Origin of the sequence: Meiothermus granaticius NBRC 107808, from assembly GCF_003574355.1 — a bacterium.
Lineage (GTDB): Bacteria > Deinococcota > Deinococci > Deinococcales > Thermaceae > Meiothermus > Meiothermus granaticius.
Genome location: NZ_QWLB01000070.1, coordinates 1 through 10,593, shown reverse-complemented (window position 1 = coordinate 10,593; position 10,593 = coordinate 1). Strand labels below are relative to the sequence as shown.

The following is a 10,593-nucleotide window of genomic DNA, read 5'->3' as shown; positions in this document are numbered from 1 at the left end:
GGCTTGGGCCCAGCGTAGGAACCAGCAAAGGGTCGTTATCCAGTGGCGTTTCACCGCCGCCGACGCGCGCATCAAGCTGGCCCACCTGTACCCCAGAAGGAGTGGCGATGATTAACTTACCAGAGCACTAGTCCCATTCTAAGACCGCCCAAGGGCCAATGCTTTGCGCTTTTCCTATGGGCTAAGCACATTTCGGCACGATTCCCATTCGACTTTTTCAATGCATGTGTAGCGCAGGGTAAAAGGGTGCCCTAGGGGGAGAGCATCCATCACTTGATTGACTAAGTCCTTTTAGCCTAAGGCCAGATGAACTAACTCATCCTCGAGCGCACCCGGCACCCACCTAAAAAGCTCGTGGATGCTTTGTAAGCGGGCAGAAAGCACCTCATGCACTCTATCTTCTACAGAACCCGAATAGCGTAATAGATCTCAATGGTATCGTTGAGTTGGCCAATCTGCTGGATTCGGCCTTTGCGTTGCTCGAGCTGAGTTGGTTCCATATTAGGTCGAAATCAATCAGCTAGCCTAGGCGTTGCAGATTCAAGCCTTTAAAGGCGGAATTGATTCTGCGTATTTCAGATAAAACATGATAAATCACCAAAGCTCTATCCAAATTGGCTACGATTGCGGTTGTAAACATCAAAAAATACTGCAGCCAGCAACACTAGGCCTTTAATAACTTGCTGATAGTCAATTCCAATACCAAGAATAGACATTCCATTATTCATTACCCCCATAATAAAAGCGCCAATGACCGCTCCTATAACCCTTCCAACACCACCTGAAGCCGATGCCCCACCAATAAAGCACGCAGCTATCACATCAAGTTCAAATCCATTCCCTGCTTTAGGAGTGGCAGTGTTCAATCGGGCAGCAAAGATGATTCCCGCAACTGCTGCTAGAAGGCCCATATTTGCAAAAGTTAAAAAAATCAAGCGTGAGGTATCTATACCCGATAGACGAGCAGCCTTCTCATTACCACCCAATGCATAGATGCGTCGGCCAATAACTGTACGACCAGCAATAAACTGGTAAAACAGAATCAGTACTCCCATGAGTATTAGCACCGTGGGTAACCCCTTATATGTAGACAGTTGCCAAGCCAAGTAGATAATTATGGCTGCAAAGAGAAAATTCCTAACAGCAAAAAGTGCTGTAGGTTCCTTATTCAAACCATGCATCTGTGCTTTGAATCGCTGGTGCCAATCTATCCCCACGAAAATCCCTGCCAACACCACACCGATAATCAACGAGAATACGCGTATATCCTTTCCTCCAAACGGATCAGGTAAAAACCCCGTACTGATACTTTGAAATGCCAGGGGAAACGGACCTATTGACTGGCCTTGTAGCAGTGCCAGAGCCGACCCTTTGAATACCAACATGCCGGCCAAGGTCACGATAAATGATGGTATACGCGCATATGCTACAAACCAGCCCTGTATCGCACCAATGAGCATTCCTACGAGCAAGGCTACAATAATCGTGAGAGTTACCGACCATTCGTAGTGTACCATCAATATTGCTGCTAATCCACCAATGAAGCCACTGGCTGCTCCAACCGATAAGTCAATATGTCCAGCCACAATTACCAGCAACATCCCCAAAGCCATAACCACGATATAGCTATTTTGCAATATCAGGTTGGTTAGATTTAGTGGTTGCAGCAAAATACCATTGGTTACAATCTGAAAAAAACCGATAATAACGATCAGGGAAATCAGAAGCCCATAATCACGAAGGTTGTTTCTTAAGGTACTGATTTTCATAATTTGGATTCTCTGCTTTAGGAAGCGTTTAAGATTGAACGGAGCTGACTATGGCGTGCATAATACGTTCTTGGCTAGCCTCGCTTCGAGGCAACTCAGCCACGAACTGTCCCTCACTCATCACGTAAATACGGTCACACATGCCAAGCAGCTCAGGCATTTCAGAGGAAATTAACAGAATTCCCTTGCCCTCAGCTGCCAATCCATCAATGATAGTATAGATGTCATATTTGGCACCAACATCAATTCCTCTAGTGGGTTCATCTAATATCAATAAGCTTGGTTGCGTAAACAGCCACTTGCTTAATAGAACTTTTTGCTGATTGCCGCCCGAAAGATTGACCACAAACTGCTCAATGCTTGAGCAGCGTATGCGCAGTGATTCACGAAACCCTTGAGCCACCTTAGCTTCGCTGTTCTCATCAATGACGCCGCGCTGGGAGACCTTGGGCAGATTAGCCAAAGTCACGTTCTTACGGATTTCCTGTTCCAAGATCAACCCCCAACCCTTGCGGTCCTCAGTAACGTAAGCCAGTCCATGGCGAATGGCATCTCCAATAGTTGAGACATTCACCTCACGTCCATCAATAAAAACCTGACCATTAATGCGCCTTCCGTAAGCATGGCCAAAGAGACTCATAGCCAACTCTGTGCGCCCTGAGCCCATCAATCCCGCAATTCCCACAATCTCTCCTCTACGCACATTGAAGCTCACTCCCTTAATTACTTCATAGTCAACATATTGCTCGTGGTAGACACGCCAATTACGTACCTCAAAAATCACTTCGCCAATTTTAGGACGTCGCTGTGGATAGCGATGTTGAATATCTCGCCCTACCATACCGCGAATGATATGGTCCTCCTTGACCAAAGTTTCGGCACAATTGAGAGTCTCGATAGTTGTACCATCGCGAAGTATAGTAATTCGATCAGCCACTTGCATAACCTCATTAAGTTTATGAGAGATTAAGATGCAAGTAATATCATGTGCCTTTAGCTCCAATAATAGCCGGAGTAGCGCTTCACTATCGGTTTCATTCAGACTTGCTGTTGGCTCATCAAGGATCAATAAGCGTACTCGCTTAGCCAACGCTTTAGCAATTTCCACTAACTGCTGCTTCCCTATCCCCAGTCTTCCTACGATGGCTGAAGGTAATTCCTTTAATCCAACCCGGTTTAAAAGCTCTTGTGCCCGGACATAGGCAGTATGCCAATCAATTATCCCAGCTTTAGCCAGTTCATGGCCCAGAAAAATATTCTCTGCAATTGAAAGCATGGGAACTAAAGCAAGCTCTTGATGGATGATAATGATTCCCTGAGCTTCACTATCTCGAATGTCCTCAAAACGTTGCAACTTTCCCTCGAAATGAATCTCTCCTTCATATTGACCATAGGGATACACACCACTTAGCACTTTCATGAGAGTGGATTTCCCAGCCCCATTTTCCCCAACTATGGCGTGAATCTCACTCTTGTATACTGTAAGATTCACATTATCTAATGCTTGAACACCAGGAAAACTTTTGCTGATGTTGCGCATGGATAAAATAGGCTCTTGCGCCACATTACCTCCTAGCAAGCTTGGTGGCACAGCTTAACCCATGCCACCAAGAAGTTTGGCCTTCATTTACTTAAGCTGTGCTTCGGTATAGTAACCACTGTCTATTAGTACCTGTTTCCAATTAGAAGCATTTACCAGTACAGGCTTGAGCAAATAAGCCGGTACAACTTTTACACCGTTATTATAGGTTTTTACATCGTTAACTTCAGGTTTCTTACCACTGATGATTGCATCAATCATATTAGATGTAGCCTTAGCCAACTCACGCGTATCCTTGAAAATGGTTGAGTATTGCTCACCACGCAAAATAGATTTTACTGAAGGGATTTCTGCATCTTGGCCTGTAACAACTGGGCAAGGCTGTTTAGCAGTACAGTAACCTACCCCTTTTAGGGAAGAGAGAATACCAATGCTTAAGCCATCGTATGGGCTTAGTACCGCATCTACTTTCTCTGTTCCATAATAGGCTGATAAAAGATTATCCATGCGAGCCTGAGCTGTTGCCCCATCCCAACGAAGCGTGCCAACCTTGTCCATCCCCATCTGCTTGCTGCGAACCACAAGCTTGCCACTCTTGATATAAGGTTCTAACACGCTCATGGCACCGTTATAAAAGAAATAGGCATTGTTATCGTCAGGCGAGCCTCCAAATAGCTCAATATTGTAAGGGCCTTTGCCATCCTTAAGGCCTAATTTGTCTACAATGGATTGTGCTTGTAAGACACCAACTTTAAAATTATCAAAGGTGACATAGTAGTCCACATAGGGGCTGTTCCTAATAAGGCGATCATAGGCAATAACCTTTATATTAGCATCATGTGCCTTTTGGAGTATATCGGTGAGGGTAGTACCATCTATTGGGGCAATTACTAGAACTTTGGGCTTTTTGGCAATCATTGCCTCAATCTGCGCAATCTGATTTGGAATATCATCTTCTGCATACTGAAGATCAGTAGTATAACCCTTATCTTTTAGATATTTCACAAGGTTATTACCATCAGAGATCCATCGAGCGGAAGATTTGGTTGGCATAGATATACCAACCAAACCTTTGCCTTGTGCATAAGCCATATCTGACAAAGATAGGGTAAAGGCAACAAAAAAGACACTCAAGAGCAGATGCTTCATTGGGATACCCCCTTGACCTTGCTTAACTCAACTTAGAAAAAGGCTTGCCAGCTGTGAGATATCAATGGTCCGATTCTTTTCCTCCTTTCACAAAAGCCCTTAGTGACAGGACGGGTTTTTGCTAGTCGTTCTCCTCTTATGTTCGCGGACGGTCACATTTTTGCTCATACAAACCTATCCTTTAGATTAAAGCTTTCTATCATACGTTTTGTGATCGCTCACATCTTAGCATTGGTTATATAAAGCAGTCAAGACAAACCGGGCTTCGACTCATATGAAGAAGTCGGTTGAGTAAGCAAGCGGGGTAATGATAGGCAAAAACCAGGGGCTTGGGGAAGGTTTACCGGTCAGGCGTTGCCAAGTTGAGGTGGATTGTTGTACCGGGCGATGGCGAAGGCGATAAAGCGCGATTTTGAGCCAGTCTTGGCCTCTAGATAAGACCCGAATGTTCCTATGTTTTTGCCGTATCCACAATCGGCCATTCCCCACCTCGGCAGGGTTGTTGGTTCTGGGAAGCTGAGGATGCAACCAATAGCTTTTGACCTGATCCCAGGCTCGCATCAAGGGTTCCAGGACACCCCGCCATTTGGGTAGCAAGACTTGCCAGAAATAAGCTTCGGCTTGACCAAGGGTCTTCATTGCCAGCAAGACCTGGAGTTCGATTTGCAGTTGGGCTTGTTGAGCAGGCTCAGTCTTGCTGAAACCAGCAGCGAACGTGATTGAGGCCATACCCCAACCACCTCAGGGCTTCCTTGATTTCTGCGGCTCCATCCGAAATCACGCCGGTAGGCAGCCAGTCCACCAGCAAATCCCGTGCTCGGTCAAAACCGCCTCGGTTGGCCAGATCAGCCTGGATTGGACAACCGCTATGCGCTTCCCAGACCCCATAACCCTGACCTCGACTACCCGCCCCGAAGACCCAATCATCCACACAAACCTACTCGATCAGACTTTTGATTTGCTGGTTCTCTACAGCAAACAGGCTATGCCCTCGGTAGCTCCAGGTCTGTGCCCAATCCAGGCGCGTCGCCAAAACCAGCGGATAACCCAACAGATCAGCAATATCTCTTTTGACTGCTTCACTGATGCGGTAACTATCCAATATCGCAAACGAGCCTTGTATCTTTCGGCTATACCAGCGATAGCGCGGGCATTCCTGGGGATACTCCAGCCGAACTTGCCGTTTGCAGTCTGCACAGCGGATTCGTTTGACTCGACTCGCCTCTATCCCCTTCAAGGTTCGTAGCTTCCGATCTCGCTAGCCACCGCTTTCCTCTTTCATACTTTCGCAGTGTGGCTTGTCCATACTAGCCTTGAGCTTCGCTGGGCTCCTCACAAATCCAGTTTAGAAGCCCTTCCCTTTGCTCAACCGAATTCTTTATATGACTCAGAGCATAATTCCCTTGACATTTCTCTTGAGTAGATATTAAAATGTGAGCGATCACATGTTTTTTGCGAAGACAAAATAACAACAATAAAGTGATCTAAACTACGAAGTTAGATTCTAAGTTTATAGAGATTTGGATGCTTTGAAGAAAGATTAGAAGACCGTCCAGATTATTGATCAAATTTCTGTTCATAGTGGCTCTATAAAATTACTCAAATGAGTTGTGTCGAAAGCTGACCATACATAGTTAGATTATAGCCTTTTCCCGCTTTAATAATCATGACCAATAAGACACAAATAAAGCTTTTTTCTATTAGGATGCTGCTATGACAGATTTAAATCAGAAACCAGCTACTATCAACGACGTGGCTCGAGCGGCAGGGGTTTCGTATCAAACCGTCTCCAGAGTCATCAATGATCACCCTTCGGTCAGGGAAGCTACCCGGCAGCGGGTTAAGGAGGCCATCCGCCAGCTTAAGTATCAGCCCTCGAGCGTGGCTCGGAGCTTGGCTACTCAGCGCAGCAATCTGATTGGGGTGGTGAGCTTTGGGTCACCGGAGTTTGGCCCGACCCAGATGCTCTACAACATAGAGCAAGCCGCCCAGATGCGTGGTTACCATGTGAGCATCAGCAGCATTCCTGCCTTGAGCCAAGAGGAATTGGGGTTGGCAGTAAATGCCCTGCGCCGTCAGCGGGTGGATGGCGTGCTTATCATTGCTCCACTGCTGGGAGCAGAAACGGGGTTTTTGCGGGAATGTGCTGTGCCGATTGTACTGGTAGATGCCGACCCTTCGGCTGGGCTACCGGTTAGCAGTATTAATCAGCACTATGGAGCCCGATTAGGGGTAGAACACTTATTGAATTTGGGTCACCGCCGCTTGGCTTTGATTGGAGGACCTCAGCAATGGAACAATGCCCGCCAGCGCCAGCAAGGTTGGAAGGAAGCACTTCTGGATGCGGGGCTCAAGCCAGTAGCACAGGCTTTTGGAGACTGGAGTGCTAGAAGTGGTTATGCAGCTACCCTGTCTCTGCTCGAGACCGGCCAAGCTTTTACCGGCTTGTTGGTGGGCAACGATCAGATGTCCTTGGGAGCCTTGCGAGCCTTACGTGAATTTGGCTTGTCTGTACCAGAAGAGGTTTCAGTGGTGGGTTTCGATAACATCCCTGAATCAGAATTTTTTGATCCGCCCCTTACCACCATTTATCAGGACTTTCCCAGTCTGGGACAAAGCAGTTTAGCCCAGTTGCTAACCCTGATTGAAACTCCCACCGAGGCTGAGGTTGCTCGGGTGATCGAACCCAGATTGGTAGTGCGTTCCAGTACAGCCAGTGTAGGCTCTGGGGTTGGGTTAGAGCTTGTGGAGAGTAAATCGCGCAGACGGAGGAAAGAATGAGCGAGCGGTATACAGTGGGGGTAGACTTCGGCACCGAATCCGGGAGAGCGGTGGTGGTGCGGGTTTCCGATGGACTGGAGCTGGCCAGTGCGATTACCCCTTATCCCCACGGGGTTATGGATGTGGCTTTGCCCAGTGGAAAACCACTCCCTCCGGAGTGGGCCTTGCAGCATCCTGAAGACTATCTTTTGGTTTTCAAAGAGGCGGTGCCGGCAGCTTTGGCGAAAAGTGGAGTGGATCCCAGCGAAGTGGTGGGTGTCGGTATAGATTTTACCGCCTGCACAGTTTTGCCTACCCTTTCGGACGGTACGCCACTATGCTTTTTGCCAGAGTTTATGGACGAACCACATGCTTATGTCAAGCTTTGGAAGCATCATGCGGCTCAGCCTCAGGCCGATCGCATCAATGCCTTAGCCGAGGAGCGTGGAGAAACCTGGCTGCCTCGTTACGGGGGCAAGATTTCTAGCGAATGGCTTTTGGCTAAAAGCTTGCAGATGCTAGAAGAGGCTCCTGCTGTATATAAGCGAGCAGAGCGAATCCTTGAGGCCGCCGACTGGGTGGTTTGGCGCTTATGCGGGCGGGAAACCCGCAATACCTGCACGGCCGGATATAAAGCCATTTATCAGGATGGACACTATCCATCTAGGGAATATTTAGCTGCCCTCAACCCCGGATTCGCCGACTTAGCAGAGACCCGCTTGGGAAAAGAATTAACCCCCCTTGGAGCCAAAGCTGGAGAGCTGACCGAGGAGGCAGCTGCTTGGACTGGCCTAAAGCCAGGAATTGCAGTTGCAACGGCCAACGTGGACGCCCACGTGACGGTACCTGCGGCAGGGGTAGTGGAGCCTGGTCGAATGGTAGCCATTATGGGCACCAGCACTTGTCATATGGTGATGAGTGAGTCTTTGCGCGAGGTCCCGGGGATGTGCGGGGTAGTGGATGGAGGCATTATCCCTGGCCTTTATGGTTATGAAGCAGGGCAGAGTGGGGTGGGGGATATTTTCGCCTGGTTCATCAAGAATGCAGCCCCTCCGGAATATGTTTCTCAAGATGTGAGCGCTCACGAACGCCTCGAGCAAGAAGCCGCTCAACAAAAACCTGGTGAGCACGGCTTATTGGCACTGGATTGGGTGAATGGAAATCGCAGCGTGCTGGTAGATGCTTCTTTGAGCGGAATGATTTTGGGGCTCACTTTGGGAACTCGAGCTCCCGATATCTACCGCGCACTTATTGAGGCAACTGCCTATGGAACTCGCCTAATCATCGAGACTTTTCGCCAAAATGGGGTTGCGATCGAAGAGTATGTGGCTGCTGGAGGATTACCCAAGAATCACATGTTGATGCAGATTTATGCCGATGTGCTGGGTATGCCGATCAGTGTAATTGACAGTGAACAAGGCCCCGCTTTAGGGAGCGCTATGCATGCGGCAGTAGCTGCAGGGATCTATCCCGACATTCGCGCTGCAGCTAAACAGATGGGCAAAGTGCGCAAAAACGCCTATATGCCCATAGCAGAACACCAAAAAATCTATGACCAGCTCTATGAGGAGTATATAACCTTGCATGATTATTTTGGACGCGGTGGTAACGACGTAATGCGGCGCCTTAAGCAACTATCCAAGCAGGTGGGGTCTTAGAAATGTCCAAATCAAACTCGAGGCCTTATGAATGTCATAGAGGGAAACTATGATTCACTTATCCAAGCCTGAACTTTGGTTCGTTTGTGGGGCACAGCATCTTTACGGCGAAGGTCCTTTGCGACAAGTTACAGCTAATGCCCAGGAACTGGCTCGAGCCTTGGATGCCTCTCCTCAAATTCCGCTAGAGGTCAAGTTCAAAGCCCTTCTGACTACCCCTGAGGAGATCTATCAATTGGCCCAGGAAGCCAATGCGGATTTGCACTGTGCAGGCTTGATTTTGTGGATGCACACCTTTTCTCCTGCAAAGATGTGGATTCGCGGGCTATCGGTGTTGAATAAGCCATTTGTTCACCTCCATACCCAATCCAACCGTGACTTGCCTTGGGAAACCATTGACATGGACTTTATGAACCTTAATCAAGCGGCTCACGGTGACCGTGAGGCAGGGTTCCTGCACACGCGAATGCGCTTGAGGCGCAAGGTAGTGGTAGGGCATTACTCGGACCCTGAGGTACAGGAGCGACTGGGGGCTTGGGCTCGCGCAGCCCATGCCTGGCATGATTTGCAGGGAGCTAAGATTGCTCGCTTCGGTGACAATATGCGTGAGGTGGCTGTGACCGAAGGCGATAAGGTAGCAGCAGAGCTGCGTTTTGGCTTCTCAGTTAATGGATATGGGGTAGGTGATTTAGTTGAGCGGGTCAACGCTGTTTCTGAGGCTGCGATTGAGGCCTTGGTAGAAGAATATCAAGAGCAGTACCTCGTTGCGGAGGAATTGAGGAAAGGGGGTGAACGGCATGCCTCGCTACGCTATGGTGCGCAGCTCGAGCTGGGATTGCGTAGTTTCTTGGAAGAAGGAAAGTTCAAAGGTTTTACCGACACATTTCAAGATCTACACGGTCTTCGGCAGCTACCTGGGTTGTCTGTTCAGCGCTTGATGGCTGATGGATACGGCTTTGGCGGGGAAGGCGATTGGAAGACTGCAGCTCTGGTACGAGCCATGAAGGTGATGGGCCAGGGATTACCTGGGGGTACTTCTTTTATGGAGGACTATACCTATCATCTAGAGCCGGGTAAGCCCCTAGTATTAGGGTCACACATGCTCGAGGTTTGTCCTAGCATTGCTGCGGGAAAACCTAGACTCGAAATCCACCCATTGGGGATTGGAGGCAAGGAAGACCCTGTACGCCTGGTTTTTGACGCACCCTCAGGAAAAGCTATCAATGCTTCACTAGTGGATTTAGGTAACCGTTTCCGCCTCATTGTCCACGAGCTCAATGCTGTTGAGCCGCCTAAACTACCCAAGCTTCCAGTGGCACGAGCAGTTTGGGAACCAGAGCCTGATTTCAAGACCGGCATTGCTGCATGGATCTATGCAGGAGGAGCTCACCACACCGGCTATAGTTACACGGTCACTGCAGAAATGATGGAGGACTTTGCCGAAATTGCTGGAGTTGAAATTGCGGTTATTGATAATAAAACTGAGCTGCGAAGCTTTAAGCGCGAGCTACGTCATAATAACCTTTATTACGTATTGGCACAGGGGTTACGGATTTGAATTACTGTTTTCATATAACCGTAAAGACTTAATGCTCTGGTAAGTTAATCATCGCCACTCCTTCTGGGGTACAGGTGGGCCAGCTTGATGCGCGCGTCGGCGGCGGTGAAACGCCACTGGATAACGACCCTTTGCTGGTTCCTACGCTGGGCCCAAGCC

General features: G+C 48.5%; 8 protein-coding genes and 1 pseudogene. 4 read left to right on the top strand and 5 right to left on the bottom strand.

Features of this window, described 5'->3' with window-relative positions:
- Positions 1–605 precede the first annotated feature (605 nt).
- The 5 genes from mmsB to Mgrana_RS16750 form a co-directional block, all read right to left on the bottom strand.
- Positions 606–1,769 carry a multiple monosaccharide ABC transporter permease gene (gene mmsB, locus Mgrana_RS16010; RefSeq protein ID WP_119358587.1) on the bottom strand — a complete coding sequence of 388 codons (1,164 nt, stop codon included), beginning with the start codon at positions 1,767–1,769 and terminating at the stop codon, positions 606–608.
- Between the two features lie 28 nt (positions 1,770–1,797).
- Positions 1,798–3,333, bottom strand: a complete 1,536-nt coding sequence (gene mmsA / locus Mgrana_RS16005; protein WP_276309166.1) for a multiple monosaccharide ABC transporter ATP-binding protein — start codon at positions 3,331–3,333, stop codon at positions 1,798–1,800.
- Between the two features lie 63 nt (positions 3,334–3,396).
- Positions 3,397–4,458 (bottom strand): multiple monosaccharide ABC transporter substrate-binding protein, encoded by a 1,062-nt coding sequence (chvE, locus tag Mgrana_RS16000; protein WP_119358585.1) that lies wholly within the window; start codon positions 4,456–4,458, stop codon positions 3,397–3,399.
- 270 nt (positions 4,459–4,728) lie between these two features.
- Complete coding sequence (locus tag Mgrana_RS15995) at positions 4,729–5,187, bottom strand: hypothetical protein (protein ID WP_119358584.1); 459 nt, start codon at positions 5,185–5,187, stop codon at positions 4,729–4,731.
- A complete protein-coding gene (locus Mgrana_RS16750) occupies positions 5,147–5,389 on the bottom strand; it encodes a hypothetical protein (RefSeq protein WP_147021244.1) in 243 nt (80 codons plus the stop codon). The genes Mgrana_RS15995 and Mgrana_RS16750 overlap by 41 nt, the downstream gene beginning before the upstream one ends.
- 782 nt (positions 5,390–6,171) lie before the next feature.
- Here Mgrana_RS16750 and Mgrana_RS17395 point away from each other — a divergent pair.
- The 4 genes and pseudogenes from Mgrana_RS17395 to araA form a co-directional block, all read left to right on the top strand.
- Positions 6,172–6,324 (top strand): annotated as a pseudogene (locus Mgrana_RS17395) (LacI family DNA-binding transcriptional regulator); the annotation flags it as partial.
- A 96-nt stretch (positions 6,325–6,420) separates the two neighbouring features.
- Complete coding sequence (locus Mgrana_RS15990; protein ID WP_240631408.1) at positions 6,421–7,239, top strand: substrate-binding domain-containing protein; 819 nt, start codon at positions 6,421–6,423, stop codon at positions 7,237–7,239.
- Positions 7,236–8,876, top strand: a complete 1,641-nt coding sequence (gene araB, locus Mgrana_RS15985) for a ribulokinase (RefSeq protein ID WP_119358582.1) — start codon at positions 7,236–7,238, stop codon at positions 8,874–8,876. The genes Mgrana_RS15990 and araB overlap by 4 nt, the downstream gene beginning before the upstream one ends.
- Before the next feature lie 49 nt (positions 8,877–8,925).
- A complete protein-coding gene (araA, locus tag Mgrana_RS15980; protein ID WP_119358581.1) occupies positions 8,926–10,434 on the top strand; it encodes an L-arabinose isomerase in 1,509 nt (502 codons plus the stop codon).
- The last annotated feature ends 159 nt before the right edge of the window (positions 10,435–10,593 follow it).

What these genes read in the sequence shown, in the direction of transcription:
- chvE (WP_119358585.1), bottom strand. Translation starts at nt 4,458, where the DNA reads ATGAAGCATCTGCTCTTGAGTGTCTTTTTTGTTGCCTTTACCCTATCT.
- Mgrana_RS15990 (WP_240631408.1), top strand. Translation starts at nt 6,421, where the DNA reads ATGCTCTACAACATAGAGCAAGCCGCCCAGATGCGTGGTTACCATGTG.
- araA (WP_119358581.1), top strand. Translation starts at nt 8,926, where the DNA reads ATGATTCACTTATCCAAGCCTGAACTTTGGTTCGTTTGTGGGGCACAG.
- araB (WP_119358582.1), top strand. Translation starts at nt 7,236, where the DNA reads ATGAGCGAGCGGTATACAGTGGGGGTAGACTTCGGCACCGAATCCGGG.
- Mgrana_RS15995 (WP_119358584.1), bottom strand. Translation starts at nt 5,187, where the DNA reads ATGGCCTCAATCACGTTCGCTGCTGGTTTCAGCAAGACTGAGCCTGCT.
- mmsB (WP_119358587.1), bottom strand. Translation starts at nt 1,769, where the DNA reads ATGAAAATCAGTACCTTAAGAAACAACCTTCGTGATTATGGGCTTCTG.